We start from the raw sequence: 18,481 nt of genomic DNA, 5'->3' as shown, positions 1-18,481 counted from the left end.
CGGAAAGGACGCTCATGACCAGGACCTCCGCTGCTGTGGACGCGCCCGTCGCGGGCGCCTGGGAGGGGCTCGTCACCACGGCTCTGCTGGGCACGGACCGGCGCACCCCGCCGGGCTCCGGGCCGGGCCCGGAGGCGCCGGTGGCCCTGCTGGACGCGGCGGCGACGGAGACCGTACGGCGTCGGGCCGGTCTGCGTCCGGCGCGGGCCGCGGAGCGGCCGCAAGCGGCCCCGGAGGACCCTCGTCCACCCCTGCCGCCCGCAGCGGCCCGCCGGCTCGCGCTGCTGCTGGCCGACCGCCCCGGCCCGTCCGGCGGCGGCCGCCGGGGCGCCGCGCCCGACCTGATGGAGCTGCTGCCCCAGTGGCTCGCGGGGGCCAACGCCCGCGGTTTCGCGCCGCCTCCGCACGCGCTTCCCGCGCTGCTGGACGCGGCCCGGGGGCGTACCGACCTGCGTCCGGCGGTGCTGGAGTTCGCGGGGCCGCGGGCCCTGTGGCTGGCGCGGCTGAACCAGGACTGGCGGTTCGCCCTGCGCTCGGCACCGGGTGGTGGAGCGGCCCTGCCGCACGTCGATGACGACGAGCGTGTTCAGCGCCTGTGGCAGGAGGGCCTGTTCGCCGAGCGGGTCGCCCTTCTCTCGGCCCTGCGCTCCCGCGAACCGGCAGCCGCACGCGAACTGCTCGCGACGACCTGGGCGACGGAGCGGGCCGAGGACCGGCTGATGTTCCTCGACTCCCTGCGCGCGGGCCTGGGCCCGGACGACGAGCCGTTCCTGGAACAGGCCCTGGCGGACCGCAGCCGCAACGTCCGGGCGACGGCGGCGGAGCTGTTGTCGGCGCTGCCCGGTTCGGCACTCGCCGCGCGGATGGCGGTCAGAGCGGAGGCGTGCGTGGCCGTCGATCACACGCAGACCGCACAGGCCACACCAACCACTCCAACCACTCAGAGCACTCAGAGCACACCGGTGATCGCCGTCGAAGCGCCTCACGAGTGCGACCCGGCCATGGAGCGCGACGGCGTCGTGGCGAAGGCCCCGGCGGGACGGGGAGAACGGTCCTGGTGGTTCGGTCAGTTGGTCGAGGCCGCCCCGCTCGGAGCCTGGTCGCGGCGGTTGGGCGGGCGGACACCCCGGGAGATCGTGGCGCTGCCGGTGGCGGACGACTGGCAGGGCGAACTGCACGCGGCGTGGTGCCGGGCGGCGGTGCGCCAGCGGGACGCCGAGTGGTCGCGCGCGCTGCTCGGCGTGCCCTCGGCCCCGGAGGCAGGCGGCCCGGGCGCGGTGTCCCTGGCCGAACGCGCCAAGCTGCTCGGCGCCCTGGGCGCCGCCGAGCGGGCCGAGTGGGTGGCCGGCTTCATCGCGACGCACGGCCTGTCCGAGGCCTTTCAGCTGCTCGGGGTGTGCGCGGTGCCATGGTCCGGGCCGCTCGGCCGGGCGGTCGTGGACGCGCTCAACATCGCTCGGGACGCAGGGAGTTATCCATGGAGTTTCAGCGGAGTCATGGGCCTGGCCGAGCGCTGCCTCGACCCGTCCGAGGCCGGCCGCCTCGACCTCCTGCTGGCCGTACCGGACGAACCGGAGAACGCCTCACCGGGAGCGGGCGGCTACTGGGCGGAGGCCTTCCAGCGCCTGGTCACGACCCTGCGGCTGCGCGCGGCCATGGCGGAGGAACTGGGCGCGCCGTAGACCCGCGATCCCTCGACGACCGCGCGAGGACCCGGCCCCGGGCGACAACAGGCCCACCAGTCACGACACCGAAACCGACATCGCCCCCGGCCGCGGCCGCGACCAGCCGAAGCCGCCCCGGCCGAACCGCCGGTGGCCTACGCCCCGGCCGGCTGGCGTACGTTCGTCCGGACCCACTCCACGATCGACGTCGTCGTCGCGCCGGGCGTGAAGATCTCCGCGACACCCTTCTCCTTCAGCAGGGGGATGTCGGCCTCGGGGATGATCCCGCCGCCGAAGACCAGGATGTCCGCCGCGTCCCGCTCCTTGAGCAGCGCGATCACCGCCGCGAAGAGCGTGTTGTGCGCGCCGGAGAGGATGGACAGCCCGATCGCGTCGGCGTCCTCCTGGATCGCCGTGTCGACGATCTGCTCGGGAGTCTGGTGGAGCCCGGTGTAGATGACTTCCATACCGGCGTCACGCAGGGCCCGGGCGATCACCTTGGCCCCGCGATCGTGGCCGTCGAGCCCCGGCTTGGCCACCACTACGCGGATCGGACCGGCTGCCACACCCATCACTGCCTCCATGAAGCGAATACATCCATCCGTACCGACAAGTACCGCACACATCGGGCACGCCGTACACGCCGCACCGCACGGACACCCCGCCCCGCATCGTCCGGGCAAGTGAACGAACGTTATCTCCAGGATCCCGCAACCGGCAGTTTCGCGCTGCGGACCGAGGGGGAAATCACACGGTGGGACAAGCGCAAGGGGAGCCGCGACGAAGTCGCCGTACCGCCGCCACACCCACCACGCACAGCGGCGGTACGGCACTTCGGCGAAGACACGCAGGGCAGGAACCGCACGTACGGCACGTACCGCACGCAGGGGATCACCGGCGCCACACACGCCACACGCCACACTCAAGCCCCACGGCACACGCGGCTCGGGCCGCTCACGTGGTCATCGCCGACCGTCTTCGCAGCAGCTTTCCACGAGGGCACACGGGGGGCGGAGCCGTCCTTCCGCGTGCCGACAGGAGGTCGGCCATGAAGGTCACCGGGGCTGCTCCGCCCTTTCTCCCGTTCTGCCGGCGCCTGCTGCCGAGCCGGCTGACGGGACTCTCCGTGGCACTTCTGAAGGCCACCGCCCTGGAGATCGCGATCCTGGCCGGGCATCTCCTCCTCTACCCCTCCGGCATCACGCAGGAGCGACGAGGCCCCGCCCCGGTACCGCCCGCGACGGACGATGCCGCCCAACTGCCCACGGAGGCCAAGCCCCCGGTCCTCCTGCTGCACGGCTTCATCGACAACCGGTCGGTCTTCGTCCTGCTGCGCCGCAGCCTCGCCCAGCACGGCAGGCAGCAGATCGAGTCCCTCAACTACTCGCCGCTGACCTGCGACATACGCGCCGCGGCCGAGCTGCTCGGCCGGCGCGTGGAGGAGATCTGCGAGCGCACCGGAGCCCGGCAGATCGATGTCGTCGGGCACAGCCTCGGTGGTCTGATAGCGCGTTACTACGTGCAGCGGCTCGGCGGTGACGCCCGCGTCCGGACCCTCGTCACCCTCGGCACGCCGCACTCCGGAACCCGGGTCGCGCCCCTGGCGGACGCGCACCCCATCGTGCGCCAGATGCGCCCCGGCTCACCGGTGCTCGAGGAGCTCACTCGGCCCGCCCCTGACTGCCGTACGCACTTCGTCAGCTACTGGAGCGACCTGGACCATGTGATGGACCCGCTGGAGACGGCCCGCATCGACCATCCCGATCTGACGGTGCAGAACGTGCGGGTGACCGGCATCGGTCACCTCGCCCTGCCCGTGCACCCCGCAGTCGCCAACGGAATACGGCAGGTCCTCGACACGGCCCACCCGGGTGAACCGTCCGTCGATCACACCGGCGGCCTCACGGTGGCCTGAAACCGGACCCGACCGATGTGCGCCTCGCATCGAAATGTCGAACAAACTTCGAACACAAAGCCAAACCCGCGCCCGCCGTCCGCCAAAACACGGCCGAATGCCCGTTTCATGCGCGCGCGAAACCTGCCGAAGATTGTCGTGCCCGCGTACCGCCGGGTACAGTCGCCGCACTGCTCTGGCAGCCCCTGTTGTCGAGGCGAAAGAGAAGTTGGTGAACGACCGTCACCCGTCGGGGACCATGCCCCCGGCTCCGGCTTCCGAGGCCGCCTCGGCGCACTACGCGTCGTACGGCACCCAGGAAGCCCAGTACGGCGACTTCACCACGTACGGCGACTACGCCGCGACCGGTTTCGGCACCCCCGGCACCCACCCCACCGGTACGGACGGCGCCGGCTTCGACGCCACCGGGCACGCCACCGCGAGCTTCGCCAGCGACCCCCTTTTCGGCAACCTGCCGGGCAGCGGCCCCGACACGGGCACCTACGACACAGGTCACTGGCCCACGGGCACGCACGAGAACCCGCACTACGACATGTACGCGGCCCAGCATCACGCCGCCTACGACACCGGTGTCTACGACACGACCTCCTGGCCGGCCCAGCAGCAGCCGCTGTCGGTCGTCCCGTCGCAGGCCGGGTCCCCGGACGCCACCGGCCAGTGGGACACCGGCGACTGGCTCCAGCCCGACCAGTCCGGCAATCCGGCCGACCAGACCCAGCAGTGGGAATGGGGCACGCAGGCCTTCGACACCGGCACCTACGACGCCACGCAGTGGAACTCCGACGGCTCCGCCGCGCCGTCCCCCGACGGGTACGAGCAGCACTCGGACGCCTTCCACCAGCAGGAGACGGCGACGTTCGAGCAGGTCGGCTACGACGAAGCCACCGGGGCCCCCTACGACCCCGCCGCGGACGGCGGTGAGCCGGCCGCCACCGGCGAACTGCCCACCGTCGGCCCGCTCCTGGACGGCCAGGAAGAGGTCGGCCCGCGCACCGCCGCGCGGGCGGCCTCGCGCGCCGGGTCCCGCTCCCGCCGCCGTACGCCCCCCAAGCGCTCGGCGCTGATGACCATCGCGGTGCCCTCGGCATGCGTGATGGGCGTCGCGGGGATCGCCGCCGCGTCGGTCGGCAGCCTCACCGAGGACAGCGCCGCGGAGGCGCAGACGACCGCGGCCGACGCGCAGCCGGTGAAGCCCGCCGCCGCCAACAACAAGCTGGACACGCAGCTGCAGAGTCTTTCCGCCGGCGCGGACGACTTCGCCGACCGGGCCAGCCGTACGCAGGAACGTATCGACCTCAAGGCCCAGCAGGCGGCCGAGCGGAAGCGGGCGGCGGAAGAGGCGGCCCGCAAGGAGCGGCTGCGCCCGAAGTTCGCCATGCCGGTCGCCCGCCACGGACTCAGTGCCCAGTACGGCCAGTCCGGCATCAACTGGATGTCCCTGCACACCGGCATCGACTTCCCCGTCTCGTACGGCACGACCGTGATGGCCGCGACCGACGGCACCGTCCGCACCCAGTGGAACAGCGCCTACGGCAACATGCTGATCCTGACCGCGAAGGACGGCACGGAGACGTGGTACTGCCACCTCTCCACCTACACGGTCCCCTCCGGTACGACCGTGAAGGCCGGCGATTCGATCGCGCGCTCGGGCAACTCCGGCAACTCGACCGGCCCTCATCTGCACTTCGAGGTGCGTCCGGGCGGCAGCTCGCCGATCGACCCGCTCCCGTGGCTGCGCAGCCACGGCGTCGACCCGACGTAACGTCCCGGCAGCCCCCGCCGGTCCGGCCGGCGGAGGCTCACCTCACAGGGCTACCGGCTCACAGGGCTACAGCTTCTCCACCGGCGCGTACCGCAGCAGCAGCCGCTTCGGCTTGTCCCCGAAGTCGATCGTCGCCTCGGCGTTCGCGCCCGTGCCCTTGACCGCCACGACGGTCCCGAGCCCGAACTGGTCGTGCGTGACCCGGTCCCCGACCGCCAGTGACACGACCGGCTTCTCGGCGGTCCGGCGCGTGGCGAAACCGGACGCGCCCGACGCCGACGACCGCGAACGGGACGACGACAGCGAGGCCGCCACGGCGGAGACCGGCCCGGAGGACGCCGGTGCGGTCGCACCGGTCCGCTTCCACTCCAGGTGGGTCGGCGGGATCTCCTCCAGGAACCGGGAGGGCGGGTTGTACGACGGCTGACCCCAGGCGCTGCGCAGGGTGGAGCGCGTCAGATAGAGCCGTTCCCGCGCGCGCGTGATGCCCACGTACGCCAGGCGCCGCTCCTCCTCCAGTTCCTTGGTCTGGCCGAGGGCGCGCATGTGCGGGAAGACGCCGTCCTCCATGCCGGTCAGGAAGACGACCGGGAACTCCAGGCCCTTGGCGGTGTGCAGGGTCATCAGGGTGATGACCCCGTCGCCGTCCTCTTCGTCGGGGATCTGGTCGGAGTCGGCGACCAGCGCGACCTTCTCGAGGAAGTCCGACAGGGTTCCCCCTCGTCCTCGCCGCGCTCCTGCTCGAACTCCATGGCGACGGCGGCGAGTTCCTGGAGGTTCTCGATCCGGGTCTCGTCCTGGGGGTCGGTGGAGGCCTGGAGCTCGGCGAGGTACCCGGTGCGGTCCAGGATCGCCTCCAGCACGGTGGCGGGGCCGGCGCCGGACTCGACGACCGTACGGAGGTCCTCCATCAGCGTGTTGAACCGCTTGACGGCGTTGGTGGAGCGCGCGGCCATGCCGTACGCCTCGTCGACGCGCTTCAGCGCCTGCGGGAAGCTGATCTTCTCCCGCTGGGAGAGGGCGTCGATCATCGCCTCGGCGCGGTCGCCGATGCCCCGCTTGGGCACGTTGAGGATCCGGCGCAGCGGCACCGAGTCCTCCGGGTTGGCCAGCACACGCAGATAGGCCAGGACGTCCCGGACCTCCTTGCGCTCGTAGAAGCGGACGCCGCCGACGACCTTGTAGGGCAGGCCGACACGGATGAAGATCTCTTCGAAGACACGTGACTGGGCGTTGGTGCGGTAGAAGACGGCGACGTCGCCCGCCTTCGCCTCGCCCGCGTCGGTGAGACGGTCTATCTCGTCGGCGACGAACTGCGCCTCGTCGTGCTCGGTGTCGGCGACATAGCCGGTGATCTGCGCGCCCGTGCCCGCGTTGGTCCACAGGTTCTTGGGGCGGCGGGACTCGTTGCGCTCGATGACCGCGTTGGCCGCGCTCAGGATCGTCTGTGTGGAGCGGTAGTTCTGCTCCAGCAGGATCGTCGTCGCGTCCGGGTAGTCCTCCTCGAACTGGAGGATGTTGCGGATCGTCGCGCCGCGGAAGGCATAGATCGACTGGTCGGCGTCACCCACCACGCACAGCTCGGCGGGCGGCAGGTCGTCCGCGCCGGGCGGTACGTCGACGGGGTGCTCGGAGGTGCCCACGAGCTCCCGGACGAGGGCGTACTGGGCGTGGTTGGTGTCCTGGTACTCGTCCACCAGCACATGGCGGAAGCGGCGGTGGTAGTGCTCGGCGACGTCCGGGAAGGCGCGCAGCAGGTTGACCGTCGTCATGATCAGGTCGTCGAAGTCGAGGGCGTTCGCCTCGCGCAGCCGCGACTGGTACATCGCGTAGGCCTGGGCGAGGGTCTTCTCGAAGCCGTCGGCGGCCTGGGCGGCGAAGTCCTCCTCGTCGATCAGCTCGTTCTTCAGGTTGCTGATCTTGGCGCTGAAGGACTTCGGCGGGAAGCGCTTGGGGTCGAGGTCCAGGTCGCGGCAGACCAGGGCCATCAGACGCTTGGAGTCGGCGGCGTCGTAGATCGAGAAGCTCGATGTGAAGCCGAGCCTCTTGCTCTCCCGGCGCAGGATGCGCACGCAGGCGCTGTGGAACGTCATCACCCACATGGCGTTCGCGCGCGGGCCGACGAGCTGCTCGACGCGCTCCTTCATCTCACCGGCGGCCTTGTTGGTGAAGGTGATGGCGAGGATCTGGCCCGGGTGGACGCTCCGCTCGGCGAGCAGGTGGGCGATGCGGTGGGTGAGCACACGGGTCTTGCCGGAGCCGGCGCCGGCCACGATGAGCAGCGGGGAGCCGGAGTGTGTGACGGCGGCGCGCTGGTTGTCGTTCAGCCCCTCCAGGAGCGCGGCGGCGTCCACCGGCGGGCGCGCGGCGCCGCCCCGGTAGTAGGCGTCGCGGTCCGGCGGCACATCGAACTTCCCGCCGAACAGATCGTCCGGGACCGACTCCGGTCCGTGATCGTCCTCGGGCGGCGGCGGGGGCTCGTCCGTGGGGCCCCGCTGGGCCTGGAGGTCCGCCAGGAAGCTGTCGTCAAAGAGGCTGCTCATCGCTCTCCGAGTCTAGGGCGCCCCACTGACAGCCCGCCGCCGCCCTGAGAACATCGCCGAAAGAACCCCCTTGTCACCCTCCAGGCCCACGCGATCACAGGCCGCTACACCCTTCACAATTACTCCTGAATAATGACGAACCCCCTCGATTAATCACTCTCGGCGATGTTCATGAGCAAGGTCACGGAAATGTATCGGGCATATCACCCATCAACCTTCACAAGGACCACACGAGTTGGCTACCGTGCGAGGAGGCCACACGACCCGCACCGGCGAACCTCGCCGGGCCGCGTGGCCTCCGCCGAGTCCGGCGTGCCGCAGCGGCAGCCAGAGCCGGGGACCCAACCGAGACCCCGGGGTGAATCGGCCCGACTCCCTTTCCGGAGAAGGCCGTAGGGCAACCCTTCCGAAGCACCCGCCCGAACCCGACAGCTAACCCGGTAGGCGGAGCATGGAAGGAGTCGCCTCCCTTGGCGTCGCACCGCAAGTCGCGTCCTACGGGTTCGCGCGTGGCAGGTATACGGACCCCCGCCCTCGCAACGGCGGCCCTCACCTCCGTGGCCCTGCTGTCCCAGTCGGCCAACGCCGCCCCCGAGGCCGACGACAAGCCCAGCCTGGAAGAAGTCGAGAAGAAGGTCGACGACCTCTACCGCCAGGCGGGGTCCGCGACCGAGAAGTACAACGGGGCGAAGGAGAAGACCGCCAAGCAGCGCAAGCGCGTCGACACCCTCCTCGACGACGTCGCCCAGCGCACCGAGAAGCTGAACGAGGCGCGGGAGGAGCTCGGCACCTTCGCCGCCGCCCAGTACCGCACCGGCGCCTCCGCCCCGGACACGGCGACGTTCCTGCTCGCGGACACCCCGCAGGACTACTTCGACCAGACCCAGCTGATGGACCGGATGACCGGCCGTCAGAAGGTCGCGGTCGACGACTACATCACTCAGCAGTCAGAGACGATGGAGAAGCGTCAGGAGGCCGCCGAGAGCCTCGAGACGCTCACCGAGTCGCAGGGCGACCTGAAGACGGCCAAGGCGACCGTCCAGAGGAAGCTCGCCGACGCGCGCGAGCTGCTGTCGAAGCTGACCGCCGAGGAGAAGGCGCGACTCGCGGCGATCGAGAAGGAGAAGCAGGAGGAGGCCGCCCGCAAGGCCGCCGAGCTGGCCCGGCAGCAGGCCGAGCAGCAGAAGGAGCGGGAGCAGGAGCAGGAGGCCGCCCAGCAGCAGGACAGCGGCTCCTCCTCGTCGGGTTCGTCCTCGTCGTCCACCGCGCCCGACTCCTCGTACGCCACCAAGGCCGACAAGGCGCTCGCCTTCGCCCGCGCCCAGATCGGCAAGCCCTACGTCTGGGGCGCCACCGGCCCCGGCTCCTACGACTGCTCCGGCCTCACCCAGGCCGCATGGAAGGCCGCCGGGGTGACCCTGCCGCGCACGACCTACGACCAGGTCAACGCCGGCACCACGGTCCCCCTGGCCGACGCCCGGCCCGGTGACCTGGTCTTCTTCTACGACGATGTCACCCACGTCGGCATCTACATCGGCAACGGCATGATGATCCACGCTCCGAAGCCCGGCACGTACGTGCGCGAGGAGTCGATCTACTACGACGGCGAGTCGTCGATCCACAGCGTGGTGCGGCCGGCCTGACGGGTCTCGCAGGTTTTTGGGACCCCGCGCGCGTGGCCTGCCCGTAACGCGCGCGGGGCCTCCTAGCATCGGCCCCATGCCCGGCCCCTCCCCCTCTGTCGCCTGGTGGGCGCAGCGCGCTCCGGCGGCCAGTGCCGCCGTGCTGGCGACCGGCACCCTGTCGGTCGGTCTGGATCTGACGGGGTACGAGGTCCTCTCACGCATCACCCTCGGTCTCGCCTGCGCGGCCTGGCTGCTGTTCGCCGCCGACTTCACCCGGCGGCTGCTGCGGGCCGGGACCAGGTGGCGGGCGTATACGCGCAGACCGGGCGTCCTCGAGAGCGTGACGACGACTGCCCTCACCACCGTGGCGGCGACAGCCGTCCTGGGCACCGCCTTCTCGGCGGCCAGCTCACAGGCGCTGGCTGTGACGATGCTGGTGCTCGCCGTCGTGCTCTGGCCGGTGCCGCTCGTCCTCGTCCCGCAGGGCGGGGAGCGGCGCAGGCCCGGGACGGTATTCGCGCGCTGCATGGCCACACAGGGGCTCGCCGTGCTCGGCGCCACGCTGGCCGCAGCCGACTCGGCGGCCTGGCTCGCGCACGGGGCGCTGGTGCTGTTCTGGCTGGGACTGGTGCTGTACGTCCTCGCCCTGATCCGTTTCGATGTGCGGCAGGTGGCCAGGGGGACCGGCGATCACTGGCTCGCGGGCGGGGCGCTCGCCCTCTCGGCGCTCGCCGGGGCGCGGCTGATCAGCGCCGACAGCGCGCGTCTGTACCTGTGGAACGAGGACGACCGGGACGTCCTGCGCACCGTGACCGTCGTGCTGCTCGTGCTCGCGCTGGTCTGCTACGCCGTCCTGCTCGCCGCCGAGTTCCTGTGGCCCCGGCCCCGCCATGACGTCCGCCGCTGGGCGACCGTGTTCACCTGGGCCAAGACGGGGACGGCGGCACTGGCCGTCGCCGTCGCCCTCGACGTCTCCTGGCTCGACGGGTTCGGGGAGGCGCTGTTGTGGATCGCGGTGGCCGCGTGGCTCGTGGCCGCCGTCTGGACGGCCACCTCGGCGTGGTCCGGTGCCGGGTCCGGTTCCCGGCCCGGCCGACGGGTCAGGTCCAGAGCACGGCGATGAAGATGTTCGCCGTGGTCAGCAGCCCGACCAGGCCGAACAGGCCCTTGTCCACCTTCTCGTCGTCCCGTTTCACGTAGACCAGGCCGAGAATCACGATCAGCAGGGCCAGCTTCACGCCGATCTTGATGTTGTTCACCGACTGGTCGTCGGCCTGGTTGAGGCCGACCAGGATCACGCCGGTGACCAGCATCGTCAGCGCGCCGTGCAGCATTGCCGGGGTGTAGCGGGCGGTGCCCTCGCCCATCGCCTTCATCTGGGTGAGAAAGCCGCCCAGGAGCGAGGCGATGCCGATGATGTGGAGGCCGACGAAGAGGTGGATGAGAACGTCCATGAGGCCGGAGCCTAATCAGGGAGTCCGATCCGCCCGACACCGGCCCACCGATGCATATATGCGCCCCATAGCACCCGATCATCGGCACTCGCCCAGGAAATCAACGCATCGGTCATCACGCTGAGTTAAGGCGACGGCGCCGAGACGGGATCACAGTCGCATACGGTCACCGTCGGTCCTCTCGGGACAGCTCGGAACAGTTCCGCGCACCGGCCACGGGGCCGCCATGGCGAGGTTTAGCGTCCTCCTCCAGGTGACCGGCTCCCCACCGCCGCCCGGGCCAGGGGCGGCAGTCGGGCACCACCGCCAGAAGATCCGGCGGCGGCCCGCTTCCCCTGTGCGGGCCGTCGCCGGACGCGCAGGCCGCCCGTCCGCTCCCCACGGCGGCCGTCGCACACCCCTGGCGGTCGCAGGAAAGGACGTGGCTCCCCAGGTGGCAGCGCACCGCAAGCCCCGACAGCGCACCGCGAGCGGCAACACGGCCCGTACGGCCGCCACGATCGCGCTCGCCGGCGCGGCGACCGCGACGGGTTTCGACGGAACCGGGCACGCCGAACCACAGCTCACCCCCGGCCAGGTCAAGGCCAAGGTGGACAAGCTGTACCAGGAGGCGGAGGTCGCCACCGAGAAGTACAACGGCGCGAGGGAGAAGGCCGACGCCGCCGGAGAGCGGCTCAGGGAGCTCCAGGACCAGGCGGCCCGCAAGGAGGAACGGCTCAGCACGGCCCGCGACGCCCTTGGCTCGGTCGCCGCCGCGCAGTACCGGGACGGCGGCATCGACCCCGCCCTGCGGCTCGCCCTGTCCGACGACCCCGACCGGTACCTCGAGAACGCCGAGTTCGTGGAGCGGGCCGGCAACCGGCAGAAGTCCGCCGTCGCGGGCGTACGCAAGCAGGTCCGGGAGATCGAGCAGCTGCGCGGGGCCGCCCATATCGAGCTGACGTCCCTGAAGTCGCGGCAGACGGAGCTGAAGCGGCACAAGAAGACGATCACCGGCAAGCTGGGCTCCGCACGGCAGTTGCTGTCCCGGCTGACCGCGCAGGAACGTGCCCGCCTGGGCGAAGGGCCGGGCACGGACCGCGCCTCACGCTCTTCGCCGGGCCTCCGGGACGCCCTGACGGCCCCCGGTTCCGCCGCCTCGCAGGCGCCCAACGCCCGCGCTGCCGCCGCCGTCTCCTACGCCTACCAGAAGCTCGGCAGCCCCTACGTCTGGGGCGCGACCGGCCCGAACGCCTTCGACTGCTCAGGCCTCGTCCAGGCCGCGTACCGCTCTGCGGGCGTCTCGCTGCCCCGCACGACGTACTCCCAGATCGCCGCCGGCCGCCGCGTCTCCCGCTCCGAACTCCTCCCCGGTGACCTGGTCTTCTACTACGCCGGTGTCAGTCACGTCGGCATCTACGTGGGCAACGGGCAGATGATCCACGCACCGAACTCATCGGCCCCGGTACGGGTCGCCCCGCTCGACGAGATGCCGTACGCGGGGGCGACACGGGTGGTCTGACGGGTGGCCTGACAGGTGGTCCGCCGGGCTGGTCCGACGGGGCAGACCGGCCCGGCCGCCGCATCACACCAGCCGTCGAGCCGTGGCCCACCGCGTCAGCTCGTGCCGATTGGAGAGCTGGAGCTTGCGCAGGACCGCCGAGACATGCGACTCGACCGTCTTCACGGAGATGAACAGCTGCTTGGCTATCTCCTTGTAGGCGTATCCCCGGGCGATGAGCCGCAGCACTTCGCGCTCGCGCTGGGTCAGCCGGTCCAGGTCCTCGTCGACCGGAGGTGCGTCCGTGGAGGCGAAGGCGTCGAGGACGAACCCGGCCAGCCGCGGGGAGAACACCGCGTCGCCCTCCTGGACCCGGAAGACGGAGTCGACGAGGTCCGTGCCGGTGATCGTCTTGGTGACGTACCCGCGGGCCCCGCCGCGGATCACGCCGATCACGTCCTCCGCCGCGTCCGACACCGACAGCGCGAGGAAACGGACCGGCTGCTCGGGGCCGGTCATCAAGGGGGCACAGCGGCGCAGCACTTCCACCCCGCCACCGCCCGGGAGATGCACGTCGAGGAGGACCACCTCGGGCCGGGTCGCGGTGATGACCGTGACCGCCTGGTCGACGTCCGCGGCCTCGCCGACGACCTCGACACCGGTCTGCTCGGTCTGCCCGATCTCGGCCTGGACCCCCGTACGGAACATGCGATGGTCGTCGACGAGGACCACGCGCACACGGCGCCCGCCGGTGCCGCCGCCCGATTCCGCGGGCCCGGCCGCCTCCACGGGCCCGGCCGCCTCCGCCGCTCCCGCCGTACCGTTCGCCTCGGTCGGGTCGCTCATGACGTCTTCTCCGCCCTCTCCATTTCCAGCTCGACCTCCGTGCCGCCGTCCGGCACCGCGCGCAGCCGCGCCGTGCCACCGTGGCGCTCCATGCGGCCGATGATCGATTCTCTGACACCCATGCGGTCGGCGGGTATCGAGTCGAGATCGAAGCCGGGGCCGCGATCCCGGACGGACACGAAGACCGTCTTCCCCTCGACCTCGGCGTAGACCTGTACGGCTCCGCCCTCGCCACCGTACTTGGCGGCGTTCACCATCGCTTCCCGCGCGGCCTGCATCTGTGCGCCGGTCCCCTCGTCGAGCGGGCAGTCCCCCACCACCACGACCTCGATGGGCACTCCGTGCTTGTCCTCCACCTCGGCCGCGTTGCGCCGCACGGCGTCTGCGAGCGTGGTGGGTTCGTCGGCCTCGTCCTTGCCGGTGCCCTCTGGCTTGTAGAGCCAGGTGCGCAGGTCCCGCTCCTGGGCGCGGGCGAGGCGGCGCACCTCGTTCGCGTTCTCCGCGTTGCGCTGGATCAGGGTGAGGGTGTGGAGCACCGAGTCGTGCACATGGGCGGCGACCTCCGCGCGCTCCTGGGCACGGATACGCATCAGGCGCTCCTCGGAGAGGTCCTGCGTCATGCGCACCAGATACGGCCCGGCGAGGAGCGTGATGCCGACGAGGACCGCGAGGGCCGCCTGCAGGACGGAACCGAGGTGGGCGGCGGATCCCTGGAGGACGAAGATGCCGGAGACACCGGCCGTCACCAGCAGCACTCCGCCGACCGCGCGCAGCAGCGTGACCGTGCGCCGGCGACGGCCGACCTCGACCCAGCGGGCCCGGCGGGCGTTGTCCGCCTGCCGCCAGACCAGGGCGACGCCCGCGCCCACGAGCACCGCCGGCCAGAGATACACCCGGGCCCCGCCGCTGAGGTTCACGTTGCCCACGAACACCAGGGCCACGGCGACCATGAGCAGCAGGGCCACTATCTGGCCCTTGTCGGGTTTGCGGGCGACGAGCCTGCGGCGGCCGTCGGGCGCGGTCTCCGAGGCGGCGGGCGGCCTCTGCGCGTCGACTCCGCCGACGCCGAGAGGGACGAAGAACCAGAACGCGGCGTACAGCAGCGCACCGAGGCCGTCGGCCATGAACAGGCCGACGAACATGAGCCGCACCCAGACGACGGGCAGCCCGAGGTGCCCGGCGAGGCCTCGCGCCACGCCACCGAGCCAGCGTCCGTCACTGCTGCGGTAGAGCTTGCGCGGCGGCCGCGGTTCGGCGAGTGGCGCTGCTGCGGCTTCCGACATGCCATTGATGGTCACACGGCCAGGAGACCGGAGCATCAGGGTCGACCCCGGAGACTCCCCTGATCTCCGGAGCCCGGCCCGTCGAACGCCTCCCGAGCCGTTCCTCAGGGCCGATATCAGGGTCCGGCCAGGGTCGTTCCGACTGCCGCCGCGGCGCCGCGCCCGTCACCATGGACCCATGACCGATCACGAGCACGCCGCGACGGGTCCGGGACCCGGCTCCGGCCCGCGCCCCGCACCGGGCGCCGGGCCGCAGGACGCCGCGCCCGCCGGCTCCCCCGCGCACGGGCGTGCGGGCACGGGAGGACAGGGAGCAACCCCCGACTCGGCCGAGGCGGCCGACCCGGCCGGGGAAGCAGCCCCGCCCGACGCGCCCGGTCCGCCCCGCGCGTTCCGCCGCGACCGCCGCCACAAGACCCTCGCCGGCGTCTGCTCCGGGCTCGGGCGGCAGTGCGACCTGGACCCGGTGATCTTCCGGATCACGCTCGCGGTGCTCTCCGTCACCGGCGGCATCGGTCTGCTCTTCTACGGCTTCGTCTGGCTCCTCGTCCCGTACGAGGACGAGGACGAGAACGAGGTGCGCAAGCTCCTGACCGGCCGGGTCGACGGTCAGGCCCTGACGGCCGTGCTGTTCGCGCTGGTCGGCTCCGGAGTGTTCCTGACCCTGCTGAACAACGGCGGAGTGCTGACCTTCGCCTTCGTCCTCTCCATACTGCTGGCCGGCGCCGGTTACTGGTCACGCCAGCGCGGCGCCCCCAGCCCCGACCCGCTGGCCGCCCAGGCCGCCGCCGACGCCCCGCCCGAACCCCAGGCGCCGCCGGCCCTTGCCACCTCCCCCTCCTGGTGGCGCGACCCCATCGTCAAGGACGGCACCCACATCGGCGGGACGGGCTACCTTTGGGGCCCCCGCGACGCCCGCGACCCGGACGTCGCGGCAGCCATCAACATCGGGCTCGGCACCCGGCCCGGCGGCCGCGAGGACATACCCGTCCCGCGCAGCCGGCCGCCCGAGCCACGCGGCCCCCGCTGGATCGGCGGCTGGGTCTTCCTGCTGGCCCTGCTCGCCGGTGCCCTGGGCACCGGCTTGACCTGGGACGAGCACCCGCTGGGCACCAGCCTGCAGACGGGGCTGTCCTGCGCGCTCGCCGTTCTGGGCCTGGGAATAGCCGTCAGCGCCTTCCTGGGACGGACCGGGGCGGGCTCGATCCTGCTGGCGATCATCACCGCCGGACTGCTCGCCGCCTCGGCGGCACTGCCCAAGGACATCAGCACCCAGTGGGCCCGCACGACGTGGCGGCCCGCCACCGTGGCGGACGTACGGGAGCGGTACGAACTGGGCACCGGTGTCGGCACCCTCGACCTGACCGGGCTGGACGTGGCCGGGAGACAGACCGTGACGACACGAGCCGATGTGGGCATCGGGCGGGTGAAGGTGCTCGTGCCCGAGGACGTGACCGTGCGGCTGAGCGTCGACGTGGGGCTCGGCGATCTCCAGTTGCCGGGCGACGACGCGAAGGACGTGGACGTGAAACCGGGGCAGCAGAAAGAGATCACTCTCTCTCCCGCCAAGGGCGTCGAGAGGTCCGGCACCATCGACCTGGACCTCCAGGTCGGCATGGGACAGGCGGAGGTGACCCGTGCTGCGTCATGAGCCCCGGCCCGGAAAGCTGGTCGCCGGTGTCGTCCTCGTCCTGACGGGCGTCATCTATGCCGGTGACGCGGGCGGCGCATGGGACATCCCCTGGTTCGTGGCGATCCCCCTCGTCACGGGCGGACTGTGCCTGGCCGGCGCGGTGGCGTTCCTGATGGGCCGCCTGCGCCGACGCCGCACGGGGGGCCGTACCGCCACCGACTAGCCACCGATGCTCCCGGGCTCCGGGCACCGGGCTCCGGGCTCCGGGCTCCGGCTACCGGTACTCCCGCCTCTGCCGTCGTCGCGACCTCAGCGCGGCATCCACGGACAACAGGGGCGCGCCCGCCAGGACGAGGGGGGTCCAGGCCATGAGGTAGGCGAGGTCGTTGCCGTAGTAGTAGGGATCGGAGGCCCAGCTCACGGTCAGCCACAGGCTGAGGGAGATCAGCGCGCCGCCGAGTGCGGCCAGACGGGCGAGCACACCGAGCAGGGTGCCGATACCGACGGCCAGTTCTCCGAAGGCGATGGCGTACCCGAAACCGACCGGGCTCTTCAGGGAGAGGTCGACCAGGGCGGGAATGGCGGAGGAGTCGCGGACGGCGCGCATCATGTCGCCGATCGACCCGGAACCGGCGTCCTTCATGAAGGCGCTGTCGGTGATCTTGTCCAGGCCGGCGTAGATGAAGGTGACGCCGAGGAAGATGCGCAGAGGAAGGAGGGCGTAGCGGCCGAGGGTGTCCCGCCAGCCTCCGTCGCCGCGGTAGTGGGGGGCGTTCGTGTCCGTTCGCATACTGTGAGTCATCGCTGCAAAGCCGCCTCTCGCCGCCGGTGCCGAGACCCCCTCAACAGACCATACGTACGACGAACAGGTCGCGCTCAACCCTGTCCGTCCCCAATTGTTGCCCGTTGTTGCCCGACCACCGGAGTCCGCAGGCCGCCGTCACTCCGTCACATCAACCGCGTACCGATTCGTCTCCACCCCCGCCGCCGTGACCACCTGCACGTCCACCCGCCCCGGTTCGACATCCGCCGGCACCGGCACCGTCAGGAGCGTGTCCGCCGGGTTGCTGAAGCCGCCGGGTACCGGTACCAGGGGGACGTGGACGTGCACGACACCCACCCGGACGACCATCCGGGCCAGCCGGTCGGCCCCCTGAGCACCCGGCGGCACGAACCCGGCGCCCCGGATCTCGATGTCGTCGCCCGTGCGGATCGGCCCGTCGAGATCGCCCGCCTCCCGGGCCCGGACCACGGAGAGGATGACCGGCCGACCGCCCTCCGCGTACTTGCCGGCCAGATAGGTCGCGGCCGACACCAGGACCACCACCGCCAGTCCCCACGGCAGGTCCGGCAACTGGTCCGGACGTCTGGCGAGCCGCACCGCCGCGAAGACCAGGGCGACACCGCTGATGACGACGTACTGGATGTCGGCGAAAGTGCCCCGGCCCGCGTCGTCGGTCAGCAGGTCGGCGGCGCGCGGACGGTCGGCGCGGACCTTCTGCAGCCGTTGCCCCAGCACCCGCAGCCCGACCACCCGCCGCACGAGCACGGCGATCCCGCACACCACCGCGAGCACGGTCACGACCCCGGCGCCGCGGGCGAGTTCCAGCCCGGAGAGCAGCGCGTCCCGCTCCCGGTGCCGGGAGGCGGCCGCCAGCCGCCCCGCGAGGACGAGCACCGCGTAGGCCACGAACAGCACCCACGCCGCGGCGACCGTGCGGGAGGTGGACAGCCGGTTGTCCTCGCCGATCACGGGCGCCAGCGCACCGCCCTTCGACCGGTGGAACCACGACGCCGTGGTCACCGCGCCGGCCACCACCAGCGCCGCGGCCAGCCCGGCCGTACGCGCCGCCGTCCAGCCCGCACCGACCGCGGTGAGGCACTGCCCGAGCAGCAACAGCACGACGGCCGCCCACACCACACCCGCCGTACGGCGCCACAGTCCCGTCAGCCAGGCCTGGCCTTCGGCCCGGCCGCGCTCGGCGACGAGTTCCGCGGACTGCGCCAGTTCCTCCGAGACCCACTGCCGGGAGGCCGAGGCGGAGTGGGCCACCGCGGCCGGCAGCCCCTGCCCGGCCGCGAACTCGTCGCGCCTGCGCAGGAACGCGGCGACGGCCCGCCGGTGCCCCTCACGCGCCCCGTGCGGACAGTCCCCGCAGGCGCACCCGCCTTCATGAGCACTGCCGTGAGCAGCTCCGTGAGCACTGCCATAGGCACCACCGTGAGCGCTGCCGTGGCCGCCCGCGTACCCGCTCATGGGCCCACCGGAGTACCGG

Annotated in this window: 14 protein-coding genes, 1 pseudogene and 1 riboswitch; of the genes and pseudogenes, 8 read left to right on the top strand and 7 right to left on the bottom strand. The window is 71.8% G+C overall.

Annotation, left to right across the window (positions count from 1 at the left end; translation table 11 throughout):
* Positions 1 to 14: 14 nt before the first annotated feature.
* Complete coding sequence (locus tag ACQEV8_RS27295; RefSeq protein ID WP_432965181.1) at positions 15 to 1,682, top strand: DUF5691 domain-containing protein; 1,668 nt, start codon at positions 15 to 17, stop codon at positions 1,680 to 1,682.
* 137 nt (positions 1,683 to 1,819) lie between these two features.
* Here ACQEV8_RS27295 and ACQEV8_RS27290 read toward each other — a convergent pair whose 3' ends face one another.
* Positions 1,820 to 2,236 (bottom strand): cobalamin B12-binding domain-containing protein, encoded by a 417-nt coding sequence (locus ACQEV8_RS27290; protein ID WP_432965178.1) that lies wholly within the window; start codon positions 2,234 to 2,236, stop codon positions 1,820 to 1,822.
* A gap of 476 nt (positions 2,237 to 2,712) precedes the next feature.
* Between ACQEV8_RS27290 and ACQEV8_RS27285 the strand changes: the two genes are divergently transcribed.
* Both ACQEV8_RS27285 and ACQEV8_RS27280 read left to right on the top strand, forming a co-directional pair.
* The gene (locus tag ACQEV8_RS27285; RefSeq protein WP_432965175.1) at positions 2,713 to 3,579 is read left to right on the top strand and encodes an esterase/lipase family protein; all 867 of its coding nucleotides are present in this window, start codon (positions 2,713 to 2,715) and stop codon (positions 3,577 to 3,579) included.
* A gap of 97 nt (positions 3,580 to 3,676) precedes the next feature.
* Positions 3,677 to 5,341, top strand: a complete 1,665-nt coding sequence (locus ACQEV8_RS27280) for a M23 family metallopeptidase (protein WP_432965172.1) — start codon at positions 3,677 to 3,679, stop codon at positions 5,339 to 5,341.
* A 66-nt stretch (positions 5,342 to 5,407) separates the two neighbouring features.
* Here ACQEV8_RS27280 and pcrA read toward each other — a convergent pair.
* A pseudogene (gene pcrA, locus ACQEV8_RS27275) lies at positions 5,408 to 7,884 on the bottom strand (DNA helicase PcrA).
* Between the two features lie 303 nt (positions 7,885 to 8,187).
* Positions 8,188 to 8,346, top strand: a riboswitch (cyclic di-AMP (ydaO/yuaA leader).
* 8 nt (positions 8,347 to 8,354) lie between these two features.
* Here pcrA and ACQEV8_RS27270 point away from each other — a divergent pair.
* Positions 8,355 to 9,527, top strand: a complete 1,173-nt coding sequence (locus ACQEV8_RS27270; RefSeq protein ID WP_432965169.1) for an NlpC/P60 family protein — start codon at positions 8,355 to 8,357, stop codon at positions 9,525 to 9,527.
* A 76-nt stretch (positions 9,528 to 9,603) separates the two neighbouring features.
* Entirely contained in the window at positions 9,604 to 10,632 is a 1,029-nt protein-coding gene (locus ACQEV8_RS27265) for a hypothetical protein (protein ID WP_432965166.1), read from the top strand.
* Here the strand turns inward: ACQEV8_RS27265 and ACQEV8_RS27260 are convergent.
* Positions 10,610 to 10,963 (bottom strand): hypothetical protein, encoded by a 354-nt coding sequence (locus tag ACQEV8_RS27260; RefSeq protein WP_033311513.1) that lies wholly within the window; start codon positions 10,961 to 10,963, stop codon positions 10,610 to 10,612. The two genes, ACQEV8_RS27265 and ACQEV8_RS27260, sit on opposite strands and share 23 nt — an antisense overlap.
* Before the next feature lie 433 nt (positions 10,964 to 11,396).
* Between ACQEV8_RS27260 and ACQEV8_RS27255 the strand changes: the two genes are divergently transcribed.
* Positions 11,397 to 12,464 (top strand): NlpC/P60 family protein, encoded by a 1,068-nt coding sequence (locus tag ACQEV8_RS27255; RefSeq protein ID WP_432973023.1) that lies wholly within the window; start codon positions 11,397 to 11,399, stop codon positions 12,462 to 12,464.
* Between the two features lie 63 nt (positions 12,465 to 12,527).
* On the opposite strand, the gene ACQEV8_RS27250 is transcribed toward ACQEV8_RS27255, so the two are convergent.
* Together ACQEV8_RS27250 and ACQEV8_RS27245 are read right to left on the bottom strand one after the other, a co-directional pair.
* Positions 12,528 to 13,289 carry a LuxR C-terminal-related transcriptional regulator gene (locus ACQEV8_RS27250; RefSeq protein WP_432965162.1) on the bottom strand — a complete coding sequence of 254 codons (762 nt, stop codon included), beginning with the start codon at positions 13,287 to 13,289 and terminating at the stop codon, positions 12,528 to 12,530.
* Positions 13,286 to 14,572 carry an ATP-binding protein gene (locus ACQEV8_RS27245; protein ID WP_432965159.1) on the bottom strand — a complete coding sequence of 429 codons (1,287 nt, stop codon included), beginning with the start codon at positions 14,570 to 14,572 and terminating at the stop codon, positions 13,286 to 13,288. The genes ACQEV8_RS27250 and ACQEV8_RS27245 overlap by 4 nt, the downstream gene beginning before the upstream one ends.
* Positions 14,573 to 14,750: 178 nt before the next feature.
* On the opposite strand from ACQEV8_RS27245, the gene ACQEV8_RS27240 reads away from it, so the two are divergent.
* Positions 14,751 to 16,223, top strand: coding sequence for a PspC domain-containing protein (locus tag ACQEV8_RS27240; RefSeq protein WP_432965156.1), 1,473 nt, complete (start codon positions 14,751 to 14,753; stop codon positions 16,221 to 16,223).
* Positions 16,210 to 16,428 carry a hypothetical protein gene (locus ACQEV8_RS27235; protein ID WP_432965153.1) on the top strand — a complete coding sequence of 73 codons (219 nt, stop codon included), beginning with the start codon at positions 16,210 to 16,212 and terminating at the stop codon, positions 16,426 to 16,428. The genes ACQEV8_RS27240 and ACQEV8_RS27235 overlap by 14 nt, the downstream gene beginning before the upstream one ends.
* Positions 16,429 to 16,479: 51 nt before the next feature.
* On the opposite strand, the gene ACQEV8_RS27230 is transcribed toward ACQEV8_RS27235, so the two are convergent.
* Both ACQEV8_RS27230 and ACQEV8_RS27225 read right to left on the bottom strand, forming a co-directional pair.
* The gene (locus ACQEV8_RS27230; RefSeq protein ID WP_432965150.1) at positions 16,480 to 17,007 is read right to left on the bottom strand and encodes a DoxX family protein; all 528 of its coding nucleotides are present in this window, start codon (positions 17,005 to 17,007) and stop codon (positions 16,480 to 16,482) included.
* Positions 17,008 to 17,145: 138 nt separating this feature from the next.
* Complete coding sequence (locus ACQEV8_RS27225; protein ID WP_432973020.1) at positions 17,146 to 18,462, bottom strand: hypothetical protein; 1,317 nt, start codon at positions 18,460 to 18,462, stop codon at positions 17,146 to 17,148.
* Positions 18,463 to 18,481: the final 19 nt, after the last annotated feature.

It is taken from the genome of Streptomyces sp. CA-179760 (genome assembly GCF_050937045.1).
Taxonomy (GTDB): Bacteria; Actinomycetota; Actinomycetes; order Streptomycetales; family Streptomycetaceae; genus Streptomyces.
The sequence above is the reverse complement of the archived record's forward strand: the minus strand, read 5'-3'. Positions and strand labels throughout refer to the sequence as shown.

Coding starts and splice junctions, on each gene's coding strand:
- ACQEV8_RS27295 (WP_432965181.1), top strand. CDS start 15: ATGACCAGGACCTCCGCTGCTGTGGACGCGCCCGTCGCGGGCGCCTGG.
- ACQEV8_RS27290 (WP_432965178.1), bottom strand. CDS start 2,236: ATGGGTGTGGCAGCCGGTCCGATCCGCGTAGTGGTGGCCAAGCCGGGG.
- ACQEV8_RS27285 (WP_432965175.1), top strand. CDS start 2,713: ATGAAGGTCACCGGGGCTGCTCCGCCCTTTCTCCCGTTCTGCCGGCGC.
- ACQEV8_RS27280 (WP_432965172.1), top strand. CDS start 3,677: ATGCCCGTTTCATGCGCGCGCGAAACCTGCCGAAGATTGTCGTGCCCG.
- ACQEV8_RS27265 (WP_432965166.1), top strand. CDS start 9,604: ATGCCCGGCCCCTCCCCCTCTGTCGCCTGGTGGGCGCAGCGCGCTCCG.
- ACQEV8_RS27260 (WP_033311513.1), bottom strand. CDS start 10,963: ATGGACGTTCTCATCCACCTCTTCGTCGGCCTCCACATCATCGGCATC.
- ACQEV8_RS27250 (WP_432965162.1), bottom strand. CDS start 13,289: ATGAGCGACCCGACCGAGGCGAACGGTACGGCGGGAGCGGCGGAGGCG.
- ACQEV8_RS27245 (WP_432965159.1), bottom strand. CDS start 14,572: ATGTCGGAAGCCGCAGCAGCGCCACTCGCCGAACCGCGGCCGCCGCGC.
- ACQEV8_RS27240 (WP_432965156.1), top strand. CDS start 14,751: ATGACCGATCACGAGCACGCCGCGACGGGTCCGGGACCCGGCTCCGGC.
- ACQEV8_RS27230 (WP_432965150.1), bottom strand. CDS start 17,007: ATGACTCACAGTATGCGAACGGACACGAACGCCCCCCACTACCGCGGC.
- ACQEV8_RS27225 (WP_432973020.1), bottom strand. CDS start 18,462: ATGAGCGGGTACGCGGGCGGCCACGGCAGCGCTCACGGTGGTGCCTAT.